Annotated in this window: 19 protein-coding genes and 1 pseudogene; 10 read left to right on the forward strand and 10 right to left on the reverse strand. The window is 68.0% G+C overall.

Going from position 1 to position 18821, the window contains the following annotated elements:
* Positions 1 to 11 precede the first annotated feature (11 nt).
* Positions 12 to 1120: pseudogene (locus MFF07_RS15415) on the forward strand (IS3 family transposase); the annotation flags it as partial.
* Positions 1121 to 1428: 308 nt separating this feature from the next.
* Here the strand turns inward: MFF07_RS15415 and MFF07_RS15420 are convergent.
* On the reverse strand, positions 1429 to 3297 hold the full coding sequence (locus tag MFF07_RS15420) for an ABC-F family ATP-binding cassette domain-containing protein (RefSeq protein ID WP_147818001.1): 1869 nt from the start codon (positions 3295 to 3297) through the stop codon (positions 1429 to 1431).
* A gap of 184 nt (positions 3298 to 3481) precedes the next feature.
* Between MFF07_RS15420 and MFF07_RS15425 the strand changes: the two genes are divergently transcribed.
* On the forward strand, positions 3482 to 3790 hold the full coding sequence (locus tag MFF07_RS15425) for a hypothetical protein (RefSeq protein WP_238232313.1): 309 nt from the start codon (positions 3482 to 3484) through the stop codon (positions 3788 to 3790).
* A 114-nt stretch (positions 3791 to 3904) separates the two neighbouring features.
* Positions 3905 to 4909: an LLM class flavin-dependent oxidoreductase gene (locus MFF07_RS15430; protein WP_147818019.1), complete on the forward strand. Its 1005-nt coding sequence runs from the start codon at positions 3905 to 3907 to the stop codon at positions 4907 to 4909.
* Between the two features lie 58 nt (positions 4910 to 4967).
* Here the strand turns inward: MFF07_RS15430 and MFF07_RS15435 are convergent, their stop codons facing one another.
* The gene (locus MFF07_RS15435) at positions 4968 to 5456 is read right to left on the reverse strand and encodes a BA14K family protein (protein WP_238232314.1); all 489 of its coding nucleotides are present in this window, start codon (positions 5454 to 5456) and stop codon (positions 4968 to 4970) included.
* A gap of 406 nt (positions 5457 to 5862) precedes the next feature.
* Here MFF07_RS15435 and MFF07_RS15440 point away from each other — a divergent pair, with 406 nt between their 5' ends.
* From MFF07_RS15440 to MFF07_RS15455, 4 genes are all read left to right on the forward strand, one after another.
* On the forward strand, positions 5863 to 6567 hold the full coding sequence (locus MFF07_RS15440) for a Crp/Fnr family transcriptional regulator (protein ID WP_147818002.1): 705 nt from the start codon (positions 5863 to 5865) through the stop codon (positions 6565 to 6567).
* A 79-nt stretch (positions 6568 to 6646) separates the two neighbouring features.
* A complete protein-coding gene (locus tag MFF07_RS15445) occupies positions 6647 to 7741 on the forward strand; it encodes an ABC transporter ATP-binding protein (RefSeq protein ID WP_373322362.1) in 1095 nt (364 codons plus the stop codon).
* Positions 7738 to 8649 carry an ABC transporter permease gene (locus MFF07_RS15450; RefSeq protein ID WP_147818003.1) on the forward strand — a complete coding sequence of 304 codons (912 nt, stop codon included), beginning with the start codon at positions 7738 to 7740 and terminating at the stop codon, positions 8647 to 8649. Before MFF07_RS15445 ends, MFF07_RS15450 begins: the two co-directional genes overlap by 4 nt.
* Positions 8646 to 9428, forward strand: a complete 783-nt coding sequence (locus tag MFF07_RS15455) for an ABC transporter permease subunit (protein ID WP_147818004.1) — start codon at positions 8646 to 8648, stop codon at positions 9426 to 9428. The genes MFF07_RS15450 and MFF07_RS15455 overlap by 4 nt, the downstream gene beginning before the upstream one ends.
* A 131-nt stretch (positions 9429 to 9559) precedes the next feature.
* Here MFF07_RS15455 and MFF07_RS15460 read toward each other — a convergent pair whose 3' ends face one another.
* The 6 genes from MFF07_RS15460 to MFF07_RS15485 form a co-directional block, all read right to left on the reverse strand.
* The gene (locus MFF07_RS15460; RefSeq protein ID WP_147818005.1) at positions 9560 to 9712 is read right to left on the reverse strand and encodes a DUF3309 family protein; all 153 of its coding nucleotides are present in this window, start codon (positions 9710 to 9712) and stop codon (positions 9560 to 9562) included.
* 97 nt (positions 9713 to 9809) lie between these two features.
* Complete coding sequence (locus MFF07_RS15465; protein ID WP_238232315.1) at positions 9810 to 10859, reverse strand: cysteine synthase A; 1050 nt, start codon at positions 10857 to 10859, stop codon at positions 9810 to 9812.
* A gap of 83 nt (positions 10860 to 10942) precedes the next feature.
* Complete coding sequence (locus tag MFF07_RS15470; RefSeq protein WP_147818007.1) at positions 10943 to 11902, reverse strand: NAD-dependent epimerase/dehydratase family protein; 960 nt, start codon at positions 11900 to 11902, stop codon at positions 10943 to 10945.
* 268 nt (positions 11903 to 12170) lie between these two features.
* Positions 12171 to 13154 carry a GDP-mannose 4,6-dehydratase gene (gene gmd / locus MFF07_RS15475; RefSeq protein WP_147818008.1) on the reverse strand — a complete coding sequence of 328 codons (984 nt, stop codon included), beginning with the start codon at positions 13152 to 13154 and terminating at the stop codon, positions 12171 to 12173.
* Positions 13155 to 13519: 365 nt separating this feature from the next.
* Entirely contained in the window at positions 13520 to 13732 is a 213-nt protein-coding gene (locus MFF07_RS15480) for a hypothetical protein (protein WP_147818009.1), read from the reverse strand.
* 641 nt (positions 13733 to 14373) lie between these two features.
* Positions 14374 to 14553, reverse strand: a complete 180-nt coding sequence (locus tag MFF07_RS15485) for a hypothetical protein (RefSeq protein WP_147818022.1) — start codon at positions 14551 to 14553, stop codon at positions 14374 to 14376.
* 275 nt (positions 14554 to 14828) lie between these two features.
* On the opposite strand from MFF07_RS15485, the gene MFF07_RS15490 reads away from it, so the two are divergent.
* The 3 genes from MFF07_RS15490 to MFF07_RS15500 all read left to right on the forward strand — a co-directional run bounded on the left by MFF07_RS15490 (position 14829) and on the right by MFF07_RS15500 (position 17942).
* Complete coding sequence (locus tag MFF07_RS15490) at positions 14829 to 15023, forward strand: hypothetical protein (protein ID WP_147818010.1); 195 nt, start codon at positions 14829 to 14831, stop codon at positions 15021 to 15023.
* A gap of 537 nt (positions 15024 to 15560) precedes the next feature.
* Positions 15561 to 16454 (forward strand): outer membrane protein, encoded by an 894-nt coding sequence (locus tag MFF07_RS15495; protein WP_147818012.1) that lies wholly within the window; start codon positions 15561 to 15563, stop codon positions 16452 to 16454.
* 222 nt (positions 16455 to 16676) lie between these two features.
* Positions 16677 to 17942: a hemolysin family protein gene (locus tag MFF07_RS15500; RefSeq protein ID WP_147818013.1), complete on the forward strand. Its 1266-nt coding sequence runs from the start codon at positions 16677 to 16679 to the stop codon at positions 17940 to 17942.
* Positions 17943 to 17948: 6 nt separating this feature from the next.
* On the opposite strand, the gene MFF07_RS15505 is transcribed toward MFF07_RS15500, so the two are convergent.
* Positions 17949 to 18428 (reverse strand): type II toxin-antitoxin system YhaV family toxin, encoded by a 480-nt coding sequence (locus MFF07_RS15505; protein WP_147818014.1) that lies wholly within the window; start codon positions 18426 to 18428, stop codon positions 17949 to 17951.
* Positions 18429 to 18431: 3 nt separating this feature from the next.
* Positions 18432 to 18758 (reverse strand): type II toxin-antitoxin system PrlF family antitoxin, encoded by a 327-nt coding sequence (locus MFF07_RS15510; protein ID WP_147818015.1) that lies wholly within the window; start codon positions 18756 to 18758, stop codon positions 18432 to 18434.
* Positions 18759 to 18821: the final 63 nt, after the last annotated feature.

Raw genomic sequence — 18821 nt, forward strand, 5'->3', positions numbered from 1 at the left:
GAAGGTGTTTGATGGCGAAGACGAGACGCGCGTTCACCCCGGAGTTCAAACGCGAGGCGGTGGCGCTGCTGGAGAGCAGCGGCCGACCGCAGATGCAGATCGCGGCTGAACTCGGGATCCAACCCTCGATGCTGAGGCAGTGGCGCGCGGGGCTGGTGGGGGGCTCCCCACCGCAGCGCGCAGCCGGATCGCCAGGAACTGCATCCGCGAGCCCGGTGGCTTCCCCCTCCGACCAGGCAGCCGAGATCGCTCGCCTGCGGCGTGAACTCGACCGGACGCGCATGGAGCGCGACGTCCTAAAAAAGCGATCGGCATCTTCGCAGAGATGCCCAAGTGACGTTCGCCTTCATCGAGCAGCATGCGAGCGACCCAAGCCGGTGCGTCTCATGTGCCGCGTGCTCGAAGTCTCTCACAGCGGCTACTACGATTGGCGATCACGCCCCGAGAGCGCGCGGTCGGCGTCCAACGGTCGCCTTCTCGACGACGTCCGCCGAATCCACGCCGGGCATCACAGGCGCTACGGCTCGCCTCGGGTGCATGCTGCCCTGCAGGCAGAGGGCCGAACAGTCGGTCGCGGGCGGGTGGAGCGTCTGATGCGCCGTCATGGCATTCGGGCCCTGGCAGTGCGTCGATTCCGGCCCTGCACAACCGACAGCCGTCACGACCTGCCGATTGCAGCCAACCTCCTGAAGCAGCAGTTCTCCGCCGCGCTGCCCAACACGGTCTGGCTGGCCGACATCACCTACTGCCGACCGGAGAGGGCTGGCTCTACCTGGCCGCCGTCCTCGATCTCGCCGCCCGCAAGATCGTTGGCTGGTCCATGCGCAAGCACATGCGGACCGAACTGACCTCGGCGGCCCTGATGATGGCTACCCAACGGCAGCGACCAGCGGCTGGGCTCATCTGTCACTCGGATCGCGGCAGCCAATACGCCGCCGAGGCCTACAGATCGCAGCTCGCCGACATGAAGGCGACGCCCTCCATGAGCCGGACCGGCTGCTGCTACGACAACGCCCCGATGGAAAGCTTCTTCCACACCCTCGAGGTCGAACTCGTCCATCAGCGACGATGGGCAACCTGGGACGAGGCCCGACGCGACTTGTTCGTCTACATCGAAGACTACTACAATCGCCAGCGCATCCATTCCGCTCTCGGGTACATCACGCCCGAGCAAGCCGAACGGAACGCGAGCTAAACCTCTGTCCGTGAAACCGGGGGAGGATCAAGCCCGGATGGGGCCGAAGGAGATCCGCTCCATCGTCCTGACGCTGGAGTAGGATCAGCCTTACGTTCCCCTGCATCCCGAGCGTCTTCCGCCTCGCCGTTGGCGTCCTGGACGAGTCTGCGCTCCCGAAGAGATCAATCGGCACCGGCATCAAGCGCTCGTCGCGGGCCGCCGAGTGGAGACCAAGTGCCTTCAGCAGGCCGTCAGGCCGCCGCCTCCATCTCCGTGCTCAGCTCCAGCCACTCCTCCTCCGCCCGCTCCAGCGCGGTGGCTGCGTCCGCCCGCATCTTCGCGAGTTCGCCGGCCTTGGCCGCGTCCTTGAGAAACGCCGTGCCGTCGCCGAGCGCGGCGTCGATCTTGGCGATGGCGGCCGAGAGCTTTTGCATGCGCGCCTCCGCCGCTTCGAGCTTCTTGCGGAGTGGCGCCAGCGCAGCGCGGCGTTCGACGGCGGAGCGGCGGGCCTCGGCCTGCTTGCCGCCAGCGCTCTCCGCGGCGCGGTCGTCGGGGCGCTCCGGGCCCGAAAGAACGAGACGGCGATAGTCGTCCATGTCGCCGTCGAAGCTCTTCACCGAGCCGTCGGCGACGATCCAGAGCCGGTCGGCGCAGGCCTCGATCAGGAAGCGGTCGTGGCTCACGAGGATCACGGCACCCTCGTAATCGTTGATCGCCTCGACGAGCGCCTGACGGCTCTCGATGTCGAGGTGGTTGGTGGGCTCGTCGAGGATGAGCAGGTGCGGACCTGAGAAGGCCGCGAGCCCCATCAGCAGCCGCGCCTTCTCGCCGCCCGAGAGTTGGCTGACAGGCGTGTCGGCCTTGGAGGCGGGGAAGCCGAGCCGCGCCGCGGCCGAGCGCACGCGGGCTTCGGGAGCGTCCGGCATCAGGTCGCGGACATGGGCGACGGCGTTCTCGGCGGGACGCAGCTCGTCGAGCTGGTGCTGGGCGAAATACGCCACCTCCATCTTCGACGATCGCTTCATCTCGCCCGAGAGCGGCGGCATCCGGCCGCCGATCAGCTTGCAGAAGGTCGATTTGCCGTTGCCGTTGGCGCCGAGCAGCGCCACGCGGTCGTCCGGCGCGAGGCTGAGGTTGAGGCCCGACAGCACCACGCGCTCGCCGTAGCCCGCCTGCACCCGCTCCATCGCGATGATCGGCGGCGAGAGCGGGCGTTCGGGGCTCGGCAGGTGGATCACCGGCACGTCGTCCTCGAGCAAGGCCGCGATCGGCTCCATCTTGGCGAGGCGCTTCATGCGCGACTGCGCCTGCCGGGCCTTGGTCGCCTTGGCCTTGAATCGGTCGACGAAGCTCTGGAGATGCGCCCGTTCGACGTCCTGCTTGGCCTTGGCCTTGGCCTGCAGCACGCGCTTCTCCGAGAGCTGCCGGGCGAAGCTGGTGTAGCCGCCGCGGTAGATCGTGAGCTTGCCCCGGTCGAGATGGAGGATGTGGTCGACGCACTCGTCGAGCAGGTCGCGATCGTGACTGATGATGATCGCGGTGCGCGGGTAGCGCTCCAGGTAGTCGTAGAGCCAGATCGTGCCCTCGATATCGAGATAGTTCGTCGGCTCATCGAGCAGCAGCAGGTCGGGCTCGGAGAACAGCACCGCGGCGAGCGCCACACGCATGCGCCAGCCGCCGGAGAAGTCGGCACAGGGACGCGACTGCGCTGCCGCATCGAAGCCGAGGCCGTGCAGGATCGCCGCCGCGCGGGCCGGGGCGGAATGCGCGCCGATATCGACCAGCCGCGTCTCGATCTCGGCGCGGCGGATCCCGTCGGCGTCCTCCGCCTCCGCCATCAGGCGCGAGCGCTCGGTGTCGGCCGCGAGCACGACCGCGTGCAGGGTCTCGGGGCCGGCCGGCGCTTCCTGCGCCACCGCGCCGATGCGCATGCCTTTCGGCATCGAGACAGACTTTCCATCGACCGGCAGCTCGCCGAGGATCGCCCGGAACAAAGTGGTCTTGCCGGCGCCGTTGCGGCCGACGAGCCCGACGCGCGCCCCATCGGGAATCGCGAAGGTCGCCGCATCGAGGATCAGCCGTTCGCCGATGCGATAGGAGAGGTCGTTGACGCGCAGCATGCGCGCGTTCTGAGGGCCGCGGGGCTCCGGTGCAAGGCGGGATGCGCGTCGCCGATCCCGGCGGATGCGCATCCCGCATCCGGTCGCGTGCACGCCGAGAAAATTGACGTCGGATTTGCGGGACGTCTGGACAAGCCGCGCTTGAGAACATATCAAGAACATAGAATCAAGCGTCGAGGGCATCATGCAGACTGCGGACCTGTGGACAACCGGAAACGGGCTCGGCGATGGCTTCCAGCCGGGACGATCGGCCGCCCGGCGCGGGCCGACCCGCCCGCCGGCGGATCTCGCGCGTCGGCTGGGCGCACGCTCCGTGCATTTCGACCTGCTGGAGCGGGAGAGCAGCAGCTGGGGATGGGCCCTGCGCAACGCCTATGGCGAGGAAGTCGCCCAGTCGCATGTCGACTATCCGAGCCGCGTCCAGGCTTCCGCCGCCGCCGTGGCGTTCTCCCGCCTCGTCGCCGAGGCCGGACGGCAGGTCGGCGGGCGATAGGCCCCGTCGATCGCTGGGACTTCCTTGCGAAGCGGCGTGAGGCGCACGATCTTCGGCGGTGAGGGAGCGTTATGGCCGCATCGCGTGCGGCCCGAAGGTGATGACGTGCGCACCATGCCTCCGCTCTCGATCCTCGATCTCGCCTTCGTGCCCGAAGGTTTTGGGCCGGCCGACGCCCTACGCAACAGCCTCGATCTGGCGCGCCATGCCGAGCGGCTCGGTTACACGAGGTTCTGGCTCGCCGAGCACCACAACATGATCGGCATCGCCAGCGCGGCGACGGCGGTGGTGATAGGCCATGTCGCGGCCGGCACGCGTACGATCCGGGTCGGGGCCGGCGGCATCATGCTGCCGAACCACTCGCCCCTCGTCATCGCCGAGCAGTTCGGCACGCTCGAGACGCTTCATCCCGGCCGGATCGACCTCGGACTTGGGCGGGCTCCCGGCACCGACCAGCCGACGATGCGCGCGCTCCGCCGCTCGTCGAGTGGGGCCGACACCTTTCCGCAGGACGTGATCGAGTTGCAGGCGCTGCTCGGGCCGGCGCGGCCGGACCAAGCCATCCAGGCGGTACCCGGCACCGGCACCAACGTGCCGCTCTGGATTCTTGGATCGAGCCTGTACGGCGCGCAGCTCGCCGCCGCCCTGGGGCTGCCCTACGCCTTCGCCTCGCATTTCGCGCCCGATGCGCTGCTGCCGGCGCTCGACGCCTACCGCTCGGGCTTCCGCCCCTCCGAGCAGCTGCAGCGCCCTCATGCGATGGTCGGCGTCAACGTCGTCGCGGCGGAAACGGATAGCGCGGCGCGCCGCCTGTTCACCTCGGCCCAGCAGCAATTCACCAACCTGATCCGCGGTACGCGCGGCCTGCTCCGGCCGCCGGTCGACGATATTGAGGCGTATTGGTCGCCGACCGAGAAACTGCACGCCTCGCGGATGTTGTCGCGCGCCCTGGTCGGCTCGCCGGAAACGATCCGCTTCGGCCTCGATCGCCTGATCGCCGAGACGGGCGCCGACGAATTCATGGTCGCCTCCGCCATCCACGATCACGGTGCCCGGCTTCGGTCCTACGAGATCCTGTCGGAGGTCCACGGCGGCGAGGCGCTGCGGCACGTCGCCTGACAAAAGCCCCGCACGTGTGTGCGGGGCTCGATCTTCAAGCGATCTGGGTGATCGGCGACTACGGGCAGGCGTGCCGTGCGCCTTCGTTGCCGAGATAGGTGCCCGACGCCGGGTCGTAGGAGCGGAAGCGCTGCTGGCAATAGGCGACCGCGTCGCTGCCCGGGGCACCGTAGACCGGGGCTGGCGCCGCCTGCGACGCGATCGCACCGCCGATCAGGGCGCCTGCCGCAAGCCCGCCGAGGACCGCTGCTCCGCCACCGATGCCACCACGGCGGCCGTAGCCATAGCCTCGGCCATAGCCGCCGCGCCCGGCAAAACCGCGGTTGCGGAACCCGCGCCCGCCGCCGAAGCCGCGTCCCGCGAAGCCGCCACGACCCCCGCGAAATCTGCGGCCCTGCATATAGGCCGTCTCGGCCCCGCTCTGCTTGAGTTGCGTCAGGAGCGATCCAACCCCCTGTCCGGCCTCTTGCGCGGAGGCGGGCGCTGCCAGCATCGCGGCGGACCCGATCATGCCGGCGACGAACAACGGCTTCAACATACGAAACATCGACAAAACTCTTCTTCGAACGACGGCCTGACCGTCAACACGACCCGAAGGTATCTGCGGCGAACGAATGGTGAGGGCCTTGTTTCGAAAGGATTTTCTGGAGTTTGTTTCATGGTCTGCGCGGGATTGCCGAGCCGGCTCGCCCGTAACCGACTCGTCGATGGATCGCGCGACGCCGCACCCGCGCGGCCTCGCGGAACTATTGGCGAACGATCTCCGCCGACGACGCCTTGACCCTGCCCCAGCGGAGCGCCACGATCACGGAGGCCCTCAGGCCGACGACGCCCGCGTGATCGGAGGCGTCGGGCCGCATGCGGTGCCTGAGGTCGCCGTCGCAGCGACTTCGCGGATCTTTCCCCCGCTCGATCGTGCTACGGCGGTGCGGCGTCGGGGCGGGGGGTGAGCAGTGTCGAGTGGCCGGCTGGCGAGTATTCCGTTCTTCAAGGAACCGGAGATCGATCTCGCACCCTACGAGACCCGCTGCCACTGGCGCCGGTTCGACGAGAACGAGGTGCTGGTCGACTTCGACGACATCTCGACCGACGTCTATTTTCTCGCCACCGGCGAAGTGCGCATCCTCAACCGGACCCAGTCCGGCAAGGAGGTGATTCTCGGTGAGATGCGTGCGGGCGCCTTCTTCGGCGAACTCGCGGCGATCGACGGCATCGGCCGCTCGGCCAACGTCACGGCGCTGACCCGCGGGGAGGTCTGCGTGGTGCCGGCCGCGGTGTTTCGCCAGATGGTCTCCGCCTCCGAGATCATCGCCGACCGTCTCTTTCGGCTCCTCGCCAAGCGCGTGCGCGAGCTGAACACCCGCCTGATGGAGCACGCGCTGCTCGACCTGCGCCACCGGCTCTATTCGGAGCTGCTGCGCCTCTCGGTGCCGCGGGCCGGCCAGGGTGGCGATTCATCGAGCGAGCGCGTCGTCACCCCCCCGCCCTACCACCACGTGCTCGCCGCCCGCATCGGCTGCCGCCGCGAACAGGTGACCCGCGAGTTCACGGTGATGGCCGGCGAGGGCCTGATCGACCGCACCCGCGGCGCCCTCGTGCTGCGCCGGCCGGACCTGCTCGAGGCGCGGGTGGCGGAGGCGTTGCGGGAGGACGGGTAGCTCCGGTGTCGCCCGCGATGTCGCAGCGTCGGAATCGCCTATAGCTTGGCGGCACAAACTCGCCGATCGCAGCGCCACCTTGCCCATTCCAATTCCCCAAAGCCTCGAACCGCTGCTGCGCCTCGACGGCATCACGAAATCTTTTGGCGCGCATCGCGCCGTCGACACGGTCTCGCTCGATCTGGCTCAGGGCGAGTTCTTCTGTCTGCTCGGGCCTTCCGGCTGTGGGAAGAGCACCCTGCTGCGGCTGCTTGCCGGCTTCGAGACGCCGGATGCGGGCATGATCCGGCTCGGGGGCGAGGACCTTACCGGGCTGCCACCGCATCGGCGGCCGGTGAACATGATGTTCCAATCCTACGCGCTGTTTCCGCATATGAGCGTGGCTCAGAACCTTGCCTACGGGTTGCAGGGGCTCGGTTTGTCGCGGTCCGCCATCGCCGAACGGGTGGAGGGGCTCGTGCGGCTCGTGAAGCTCGAAGGCTTCGAGAGGCGCCGACCCGACAAGCTCTCCGGCGGGCAGCGTCAACGGGTGGCGCTGGCCCGGGCGCTCGCCCGCGAGCCGCGGCTGCTGCTTCTCGACGAACCACTGGGTGCCTTGGACCGCGCCTTGCGCGAAGAGACGCAAGGCGAGCTGCGGGCCCTGCAGCGCCGGCTCGGCACGGGCTTCGTCGTCGTCACGCACGATCCCGAAGAGGCGATGGCGCTCGCCGACCGCATCGGCGTGATGGATCGCGGCCGGCTCGTACAGGTCGGGCCGCCGCGCGAACTCTATGAACGCCCGGCGAGCCGCTTCGTCGCCGGGCTGTTGGGAGATGTGAACCTGATCGCCGGTCTTCTGGGTCTCGCCGATGGAGGGTTGCGAAGCGTGCACACGGAGCTTGGGCCGGTCCGCGCCCTCGCCTCGGAGGCGCTCGCCGGTGCGGGCCCGGGCGATCCGGTCGTCGTGGCTTTGCGGCCCGAACGGCTGCGGCTCGGAGTGGGCGACAATGCCCTCTCCGGCACACTCGTCGACACGGCCTATCTCGGCGACCGTGTGCGGCGGCGGATCCGCATGGCCGACGGCACCATTTTGTGCGCTAGCGCGAGCCTGCTGGACGAGGCGGGAGGTCCGGTCGTCGGCGACAGCGTCAGCCTGGGCTTCGCGCCGCAGGCCGGATGGGTGCTGCCGGCATGAGACGCGGCGGCCCCGTTCTCGGGCGCTGGCTGGTACGGGCACCGCCGGTCCTGTGGCTCGGCGTGTTCTTCCTCGTGCCTTTCGCGATCACGGTTAAGATCAGCCTGTCGACGCCCGTCACCGCGCAGCCGCCCTACCGGCCGGTGCTCGACTGGAGCGCCGGCATCGCGGGCTGGCGCGCGTTCTTCGAGGGACTCGAACTCACCAACTACGCGATGCTGGCGGCCGATTCCCTCTATTGGGAGGCGACGCTGTCCTCTCTGGCCTACGCGGCCGGGGCCACCGCGATCCTCGTTCTGATCGGCACGCCGATGGCGCTCGCGATGGCCCGGGCAAGCGCACGGACGCAGCCGCTTCTTGTGGCGCTGGTGGTGGTGCCGTTCTGGACGAGTTTTCTGATCCGGGTCTATGCCTGGATCGCGATCCTGAAGCCCGAGGGCCTGCTCAATGCGGCACTGCTCAAGTTCGGGCTCCTCGTGCAGCCGCTCGAGATCTTGAATACGCCGCTCGCGGTGATGATCGGGCTGACCTACGCCTACCTGCCCTTCCTGGTGCTGCCGCTCTATGCCGTGATGAGCCGGCTCGACACCGCCCTGCCGGAGGCTGCGGCTGATCTCGGCGCCTCTCGCAGCCGCATCTTTTTCTCCATTACGTTGCCGCTGGCGATGCCGGGGCTGGTGGCCGGGGCGCTGCTCTGCTTCATCCCGATGGTCGGCGAGTTCATCATCCCGGACCTGCTCGGCGGCTCCGAGACCCTGATGCTCGGCCGCATGCTTTGGATCGAGTTCTTCTCCAACCGGGACTGGCCGATCGCCTCGGCCGTGGCGGTGCTGCTGCTGATCCTCGTCGTCGGCCCCGTGGTGATCTTCCGCGGGGCGGAGGAGCAGCGGGAGGAGGCGCTGCGGTGACCGCGTTCAATCGCATCGCCCTCACGGCGGGGCTCGGCTTTCTCTACGCGCCGATCCTCGTGCTGATCGTCTACTCCTTCAACGACTCGCGCCTCGTGACCGTCTGGGGCGGGTTCTCGACGCGCTGGTACGGCGTGCTGTTCGGCGACGGCCCGCTGCTGGCCTCGGCCCTCGTCTCGCTGAAGGTCGCGACCCTGGCCGCGGCGATTGCCGTAGCCCTTGGGACTCTCGCTGCGCTGGCGCTCGACCGGCATGGGCGCTTCACCGGACGAAGCGTTTTCACCGGGCTGCTCTACGCGCCGATGGTGATGCCGGAGGTGATCACCGGACTGTCGCTGTTGCTGCTCTTCGTCGGCCTCGACGTTGAGCGTGGCATTCCCACCATCGTGATCGCCCACGCGACCTTCGGCACCGGCTTCGTCGCGGTGGTGGTCGGCGCGCGGCTGAAAGGATTCGACCGCTCGCTCGAAGAAGCCGCGGCCGATCTCGGGGCCAGCCCTGCACGGGTGTTTTTGACGGTGACCTTGCCGCTGATCGCCCCGTCACTCGCGGCGGGGTTCCTGCTCGCCTTCACACTATCGCTCGACGACCTCGTCATCGCGAGCTTCGTCTCGGGACCGGGCGCGACGACCCTGCCGATGCGGCTCTACAGCCAGGTGCGGCTTGGGGTGAACCCGGAGATCAACGCTGCCTCGACCCTGTTGATCGGCGCGGTCAGCCTCGTTGTGCTCGCCGCGTCCTGGCTCGGTGCACGTCGGGGCACGACGGAGACTGTCTGAACGCAGAACAGCCGCAGGACGAATCCGCGGCTGTTCTGTTTCGAAACGTCCTATCCCGATGAAGCGGTGACCGCTTCGTCGGAAAACACACAAAAATGCTTCACCTGAAACACGCGAAGCCGCGTGAAAAATCAGATGCGTCCGGTGAGCAGCAGCACGATCAGGACGATGATCAGGATGCCGCCGAGGCCGAAGCCGGCACCGCGATAATTGCCGCCGCCGAGGAAGTTGCCGCCGCCGAACAGAGCCAGAATCAGGATGATGAGAATGATGGTGGTAAGCATCGACGGGAACTCCGATACGCCCAAGCGTCGTCGCTTGAGCTAGACCGTTGCAACGCGGTGACGCGGCATTCCGTTCACGTGATTTTGCAAAGATTTGTCAGGACGTTGGGGATGGAGCCCGCCAATCCGGTAACGCACCTGTGTCCGCCCCCAGCCAATCCGGCGTCGGCAGGCCGCGTTCTCTCAAAAATTCGGGGTTGAACAGCTTCGAGGCGTAGCGCGCCGCGCCGTCGCAGAGGATGGTCACGATGGTGTGGCCCGGGCCGAGATGGCGCGCCAGACGGATCGCGCCGGCGACGTTGATGCCCGAGGACCCCCCGAGGCTGAGCCCTTCCTCCCGCATCAGCTGGAAGACGATTGCGACCGCCTCGGTGTCGGGGATTCGGAACGAGACGTCGGGCGTGAAGCCTTCGAGGTTCTTCGTAATCCGGCCCTGGCCGATGCCTTCCGTGATGGACGAACCTTCGGCCTTGAGCGTGCCGGTGGTGTAGTGCGCGTGGAGCGCCGAACCCTCGGGATCGGACAGGGCGATCGTCACGCCGGGCTTTCTCGCCCGCAACGCCTCGGCGACGCCGGCGAGCGTACCGCCGGTGCCGGCCGCACAGACGAAGCCATCGACCGTTCCACCCGTCTGATCGAAGATTTCCGGGCCGGTCGTATCTACATGCGCCTGCCTGTTGGCGGTGTTGTCGAACTGATCGGCGAAGAAGGCGCCGGCCGGCTCGCTCGCAGCCAGCTTGTCCGCAAGGCGCCGTGCGGCATGGACGTAATTGTTCGGGTTGGCGAAGGCCACGGCCGGCACCTCGACGAGGCGTGCACCGGCGAGGCGCAGCGTCGCCTTCTTCTCGGCCGACTGGGTCTCCGGGATGACGATGACGGTGCGGTAACCGCGCACCGCCGCCACGAGCGCCAGCCCGATCCCGGTATTGCCGGCCGTGCCCTCGACGATGGTGCCGCCGGGCCGGATCAGCCCCTTCTCCTCGGCATCCCGCACGATCGAGAGCGCCGCCCGGTCCTTTACGGAGAGGCCGGGATTGAGGAATTCGGCCTTGCCGAGAATGGTGCATCCGGTCTCGCCCGAGGCACGGGCGAGCCTGATCAGCGGGGTTCCGCCGATCGCGGCGAGGATGTCGGATTTCGTCTGCATGGCCGCAGATTTAAGCGGGGCCGGAGCGCTTGGCGAGAGAAGGGTTTTTTCTATGCCGTGGCCGCGGGAGATGAAGCCGCTCCTCAACCGATAGCACTGCGGGCCGCGGCGAGGACGTCGGACAGCGTCTTGGCCCAATCGATCGACGGTGCCCAGCCGATGGCGGCGTGGAGGCGGCCGGCATCGCCGATGGCGATCGGGATTTCGGAGGGGCGCATCCGGTCCGGGGCTTGCGCGACGGTGAAGGGCCGTAGCGCCAGCGCTCTCAGATCGTTCAGAATGCTCTCGATGGAGCGTGGCTGGCCGGAGCAGATGTTGAGGATCGTGCCGCTCGGGAGATTTTCGGCTGAGGCGATCAGATCGACATAGGCTCGGGCCACGTCGGCGACGTCGAGGAAATCGCGCTGCGCGGTAAGGTTGCCGACCTCCAGGCGCGGCGGGGACAATCCGGCCTCGATCCGGGCGATCTGCCCGGCGAAGCTCGGCACGACGAAGCGCTCGTCCTGGCCGGGGCCGGTATGGTTGAACGGCCGCAGGATCACCAGCCGCACGTCCGTGGGTGCGAGGATGTCGAGAAGCATCTGCTCGCCGATCCATTTCGAGCGGGCATAGCTCCCGGCAGGCTCCGGCAAGACGGTCTCGTCGGTGGAGCGCCCCGAGAGAAAGGCGCGGCCGTAGACCTCCCCCGAACTGACGAAGAACAGGTTGGCGTTCGAGGCTTCCTTCAGAACGACGTCGACCAGATTGAACAGGCCGCCGACATTCGCCCGCCAAGCCGAGAGCGGATCGGCCGCCGATTGCTGCACGGCCGAGATCGCGGCGAGATGCAGGATGTCGGTGGGCCGGAACGCGGCAAGGCACTGCGCCAGCGCATCGGCATCCAGCAGGTCGACCTGCCGGTACTCGACGCCGTCGAGCGGATGAGCAAGCGCGCTCCGGCCAAGGCCGAGGATGGCGTCACCGGCCCCGAACCGGCCGCGCAGGGCCGTGACGACGTGGCGACCGACGAAGCCGGCCGCCCCCGTGACGAGTATCCGTCTCATACGCTGCTCGGCTCGCTCAGAACCCGTTACCCCGGCCTCCATGCTTTCTAGCGCCAAACCACGCCGTTTTTGGTGAACACGGCAAAACTTCCACCGAGATAACGGTGCAGGCGGGTCTGAGGACAGGACATCGGCTCATAGGGATGAGGTCCTGATCCGAGCCGGCACCGGCCGAGCGTCGCGCAGACCCCACTGGGCTGAGCGGGACCGCGCACGCCGGCACGCAGCCCGAACAGTGGCCGACGGGCCGTCTCGATTCGACCGGCGATCAGACCCTGGGCTTCAAGCGGGCGAGATCGGCATCGACCATCTCGCGGATCATCTCTTCGAGCGAGATCTCGGCCTTCCAGCCGAAGGCCTTCTCCGCCTTGGCGGGGTTGCCGAGCAGCACCTCGACCTCGGCCGGCCGGAACAGCTTCTCGTCGATGATGAGGTGGGCGGCCGAGTCGAGGCCGACATGCCGGAACGCGATCTCGCACATGTCGCGCACCGTGGTGGTGCGGCCGGTGGCGATGACGAAGTCGTCCGGTGTCTCCTGCTGCAGCATCATCCACATGGCCCGGACGTAGTCCTTGGCGTGGCCCCAATCGCGCTTGGCGTCGATGTTGCCGAGCCGCAGCTCGCTGGCGAGGCCGAGCTTGATCCGGGCGACGCCGTCCGTGACCTTGCGGGTGACGAATTCGACGCCGCGCAGCGGGCTCTCGTGGTTGAACAGGATGCCGTTCGAGGCGTGCAGCTTGAAGCTCTCGCGGTAGTTGATGGTCATCCAGTGGGCGTAGAGCTTGGCCACACCGTAGGGCGAGCGTGGGTAGAACGGCGTCGCCTCGCTCTGGACCTGCTCCTGGATCAGGCCGAACATCTCCGAGGAGGAGGCCTGGTAGTAGCGCGCATCGGGCTTCAGCGTGCGCACGCATTCGAGCAGGTTGACGGCGCCGAGGCCGGTGATCTGGCCCGTCAGGATCGGCTGCTGCCAGGAGGCGGTGACGAAGGACTGCGCCGCGAGGTTGTAGACCTCGTCGGGCTGGACCAGCTGCACGATGCGGGCGAGGCTCGACAGGTCAAGCAGGTTGCCGTCATGGAGCTCGACGTCGTTCTCGATGCCGAGCCATTTCAGCCGGTGGTCGAACACACCCGCATGGCTCGAGCGGCGCACCACGCCGTGCACCTCGTAGCCCTTGCCCAGGAGCAGTTGCGCCAGATAGGCGCCGTCCTGCCCCGTGATGCCTGTGATCAACGCACGCTTGCCAGTCATGAAGCACTCTATGCTTGTCGCAAATGCAGTATCTGCCTATAATCTGATTGTATTATAGACGTAATACATCCGGAACGGTGTCCTTCGGATCAAGAAAACTCGATCCAGTGGGCGAATGAAAACCGAATATTTCGATCTTCATGGAATATTCTCAAGTCGTCGGTCTGTCGTCCAATCCGAGGCAGTAGCCGGGAGTGGCGATCCACCCTCGTAGCCGCCCGCGATCACTGCCGACAGACCGGCCGTTGCGTCACCCGGCCTTCGGGTACGTGCGGGCCGCTATAGCCAGTCTCCCCGATCGGTCAACCATCGCGCAAGGCCGGGACCGGCCGGCCGGCGGGATCCGAGAAGGACGGGCGTCCGGGTCACGAATCCAGGTAGCCGGTCCTGCGAAGCGCTGCGGCAACCGCCTCGAAATACGGCTCGCCCACCGAGAGCTGGTCGGGAGAGGCCGGCCCGTCGGATTGGGAGACGGGCTCCGCGTCGACCTCCGAGCTGGAGCTTTTCACCACGAGCCCGGACGCGCCGAGGCCGAAGAACCCGGCGGCTGCCAGGATCGTATCGCTTGCCGTGATCATCGCCGACAGCCCTCGCGGCGCGCCATGGCCGCTGCGGACAACCGTTAACCCAATTGCAACCGATTTGCGGCGAATCGGTCCGCGGCAGCGAGAATTTGCAGTCTCGGCAAGTGTTCGGGCGCAAACGTGGCCTGTGCGGGACGGAAAGCGTTGCCGTGTTGCATCGCACTCGGTTCGGCTGCCGGTTTCCGGCGACGTGAGGCGGGAGCGTAGCAGCGGCGCGCGGCCCGAACCGCTACACAGCCCATCCCGAATCTCCGGATCAGGTTCCCGACATCCCCATGACGGTCATCGCTCTCGTGCTCGCCGGCAATCTTCTTCTCGCCGGGCTGTTCTCTCTCGTCGCCGTCGCCTTCGATTGAAGTCCTACTCGGCGAAACGGTGCCCGTTTCGCCGAAGGACGGCCGTGAACGAAGCAGGTTCTAGGGCCGGCTTCCGCTTCGAACAGATTTCGGGAAAGACATTTTCGGGTTTTCCGATGAGATCTTCTCGAAAACACGCAGTGAAGCCTCGGCCTGACGAGGCGCAGACCCGGTGCGGAGCCGGATAGACCGAAGAGGTCCGGACACCGTCCTGCGCAGAGGCCGAGGGGCGCCCGGTCCTGCCGGATCGCGGCGGACGGCCGGAATGTCCCTGAGGGATCAGCCCTTTGGGCCCTGCAGCTTGGCGAGCAGCGCTTCGAGGCGCTCGCTGACCGGCTCGGCGAGGGAGGCGGCGTAGTGGGAGCGCAGGCTCTTGCCGAGATGCCGGCGCACGGTGGCGCTCAAGGGGGGCGTGTCGGCGTGGTGCGGCCGCGTGTCGGTCCTCGGCTCGCTCTGGATCTTGGCCACGGAACCACTCCTCGCACGACGCGACCGGATGCGCCCTCGGTCCCACCCTGCGCCGCGAGGGTTAAGATCGCTTTTACGATCCATGATGGTGAACCGTTCACCTCGATGCGCATCCTGGGTGGCATCGTCCGATGCCGTGGGAATGCCGGGATGGACATCAGAGTCCCGAAATCATGCCTTCGTATGGAGGCCTCCCCGGGCGGTGCCGTCACTCCGGGTTCCCTCCCGCGAGCGGGCGCCTGACCCGCCCGGACGCGCCGCCGCCAATGGATCCGGCAAAGCTGCTGCGCGACCTTGCCGGCCTCAAGCGCCTGCTCGACGACCTCGACGCCTCCGCGGCGAAGGCGGCCGAGGCCGCTGCGCTGGCGACGCGGCGCGCCGAGATCGCCGTCGAGCGCCAGCTGCAGCAGCAATGCAGTGCGATCCGCCGGGCCATCCAGTCGCTTCCAGCCAGGCGATGACGGCGCGAGCGCCCTTTCGTACGATCGCCCTTGCGACCGGCGTCCACGCCCGTGTCGCTCCTCATGCCGTTTCCAGCCGATCGGTTCGGGTGCGCGCATCCCCTCGCCCCGCTTGCGGGGAGAGGGCCGCGACGACCTCGTCGTCGGCGCGGCGAGGCGGCAGCCGAAGGCGAGGGGGCTTCGTCGGGAAAGCTCCTTTCGGACCCCCCCTCACCTTCGCTTCGGCTTCGCCTGCAATTCCTTCATGGACGACAGGGTCCATGAAGGCCTCTCCCCACCCGAAGTCGGGCCTGCCCGACTTCGGCGCATGAAGCAGATCTCGGGCAGGCCCGAGATCTGTGCGGGGAGAGGGGATGCGCACAGCCCGCTTCGATCAACCGGAAACGGTCTCATACGGTTTCCGGCTGAAACGGCCGGTCCAGCCGGCCAGGAACCGTGTCGTCTCCTGCGGCCTTGCTTCGGAACAACCTGAAGACGGCTTGAATCGGCGGGCGTCGCGGTAAGCGCGCGTTAAGCACGCTTTGGCAAAGTGACGGCATGGTTGCGCTCCTCACAGTCCTGCATCGTACGGCCCGGCTCGGGCTGATCCCGGCCCTATGCGGGCTCGGCGCGGCGCAGGCCGCCGACCTGCCCCTGCGCTCGTCCCTGCCGCCGATGGAGCAGCTGCCGCCGCCCGCGCCGCCGCCGGTCTGGGGCGGGTTCTCTATCGGGGCCGATGCCGGCTACATCCGCACCGGCACACAGCACCTGAAGACCGTCGGCACCACGCCGGAGGAGCAGGCGCTGATCGATTTCGGCAATCTCGGCGCCGTGGCCCTGGCGGGCAGCTCCTACGTGCTGCGTGGCGGCCTCGGCTACGACCTGCAATTCACGCCGGGCTCCGGCTTCGTCGTCGGCCTCGCCACCGACGCGCTCTACACCAACATCCAGCGGACCCGCACCACCGGCTTCGGCTTCGGCGGAAGCGACTTCGCGATCGAGGCGCGCCAGACCCTCGATTTCCTCGGCACCGTGCGCGGCCGCCTCGGCTACGCCTTCGGCCCCGTGCTGCTCTACGGCACCGGCGGCTTCGCCTATGGCGGCATCGGCGTCTCGGGGCAGACGGGGGTGTCGAGCGTCCAGTATAGCGGCCTCTACGATGCCGGCCGCTACGGCGGCATCGATACCGGCTTCGTCTATGGCGGCGGCATCGAGATGATGGCGCCGGACGGCTTCGTGCCGGGCTTCGTCACCCCCGGGCGCCTCTCCTTCAAGGTCGAATACCTGCGCTACGACCTCGGGCGCCGCACCGTCCCGGTCAACGGCGTCGGGCCGGTCTACGGCCCCGGCGGCCTCATGCCCGCCGGCCACACGGCCGACGTCATCGCCCGCACGCAGGGCCAGCTCGTGACCGCCGGCCTCGCCTACCGGTTCTCCGGGTTGGGGTATTGAGGTCATTGGCCTTCGAGGCTTCGCCGCATAAGCGGCGGCGCGCATTCGCGCTTGCGACGGCCATCGATGGAAGACTCGCTGCCTGCGGCCGTCGGTATGACCCCTTCACGCCGCCTCGACATTCGGCTCTAAGCGCAGGCGTCGCCATACGGGCGGCGTGACGCCTCGGAGGGCGCGATTTTCGACGACGGCTGGTCTACGGCACTCGGGCTGCTCGCGGTCCTGGCGCTCGTTCTCGCCAACGGATTCTTCGTGGCGGCGGAGTTCTCCCTCGTCGCGGTGCGGCGCAGCCGGGTGGCCGAGCTCGTCAACGAGAAGCGGCTCAACGCCAAGGCGCTCCAGCACGCCACCGACAAGCTCGACGCGCATCTCGCCGCGACCCAGCTCGGCATCACGATTTCGTCCCTGGCGCTGGGCTGGGTCGGCGAACCGGCGCTGGCGCATCTCGTCGAGCCGGCCTTCGCCTGGCTGCCCGAAAAATTCGCCGGCATCGGTGCGCATACGCTCTCCGTCGCGATCGCTTTCGTGATCATCACCGCCCTGCACATCGTCCTCGGCGAGCTCGCCCCGAAGAGCCTCGCGCTCCAGCGTAGCGAGCGCACGGCGCTGGTGATCGTGCGGCCGCTCGGCCTGTTCCTGATGGTGTTTCGCCCCGCCATCATGTTCCTCAACGGGCTCGGCAACGGCGTCTTGAAGCTGATGGGCCTGCAGCCCGGCACCGGCGAGGAGAACCTGCCCTCCCCGGCCGAGCTGAGCCTGCTCGTCACCGCGAGCCACGATGCCGGGTTCCTGCACGAGGCGCAGGAGGACGCGGTGGCCCGCATCCTCGCCATCGGCGAGCGCCGCATCCGCGAGATCGTGACGCCGCGCGGCGAGGTCGACTGGGTCGACCTCGACGACAGCCCGGAGGAGATCGTCCGCGCCATCCGCGAGTGCCGCCACGAGCAGATCGTGGTCTCGCGCGCCTTCATCGACGACGTGGTCGGCGTGCTGCGCAAGCAGGACCTGCTCGACCAGCTCCTCGACGGCAAGGCGCCGGACGTGGCGGCGGCGATGCGCGAGCCCATCGTCGTGCACGAGGGCCTCGCCATCCTGAAGGTGCTGGAGGCGTTCCGCACCAAGCCGGTGCGCATGGCGATCGTCGTCGACGAGTACGGCAGCCTCGAGGGCATCGTCACCCAGACCGACCTGCTGGAGGCCATGGCCGGCGAGATCCCTGACCCCGGCGAGGAGCAGATGGTGGTCGAGCGCGCCGACGGCACGCTGCTCATCGACGGCATGATGCCGGCGGGCGAGGCCTTCGACCGGCTCGACTTCGCCGACAAGCCGCGCACCGACGACTTTTCGACGCTGGCCGGCTTCGTCATCGTCGAGCTCGGCCGCATCCCCACCGAGGGCGACGCCATCGAGACGCAGGGCTGGCGGCTGGAGGTGATCGACATGGACGGGCGCCGGATCGACAAGATCCTGGCGCAGCGGGTGCCGTAGCGAGACTCACCGGCGCTTCGGCGCCGCTATGTCCAGCCGCGCCGTCGCCGGCTTCGCGGAGGCCGCCTTCAGCAGGGCGGCCCAGTCGTCGGGCGGATCGCCCGCGTCGAGCATCTTGCGGAACACGCGGTAGGCGTCGGTCTTCGACCCGTAGGTGCGCAGGCTGTGCTCGTCGTTCACCCAGGCGAAGACGATGACCTTGCTTCGGCTGTCGTAGCGGAAGAACAGCCGGAACCGGCCGTTGCCGAACTTGGCGCGGAACCAGTGTTTTCGCGATGCGCCGAGGGTGTCGCCCTGCCGGTACTCGGTGCGGCTCGGGTCCTGCGGCACGATCTCGAAGATCAGCTTTTGCAGCATGGCGAGCAGCTTCGCGTTGGCGCTGCCCCCTGTTGGATCGGCGGCCTTCTCAACGGCGTCCGTCAGCCGCCCGAGCTGGTCGAGCAGCAGCGGGTGGGCGAAGAGCGTCCAGCCGTCGACGACGATCATCGCTCAGAGCGCCACGGGGCCGTCGAGCTCCTCGTCCAGGTCGACCGCGACCCCGGCGGTGAGCGCGACCACGCGCTCCAGGAGTCTCGCGGGAATCTGCGTGATGGCCTGCGGGTTGCGCGTCATGTCCTCGGCGAGGAAGGCCAGGAAGGCTTCGATGACCGGGTCCTGCGCGTCGGTCTCGACCCGGCTCAGGCTCACGCCGTGCTCGTCCACGACGTAGGCGATCTCTCCGCCGTAGCTGACGCCGAGCGCCTGGCGCACGGCCTTGGGCACCGTCGTCTGACCCTTCGCGGTGATCCTGCTGCGCTCCCGAAGACGAGTCGCCATCGCAACCTCCGACGCCCGATGTAAGGAATATTCCTTACTTCAGTGATGGGTGTGGAGGCAACG

Source organism: Methylobacterium thuringiense, assembly GCF_022179645.1.
Classification (GTDB): domain Bacteria; phylum Pseudomonadota; class Alphaproteobacteria; order Rhizobiales; family Beijerinckiaceae; genus Methylobacterium; species Methylobacterium thuringiense.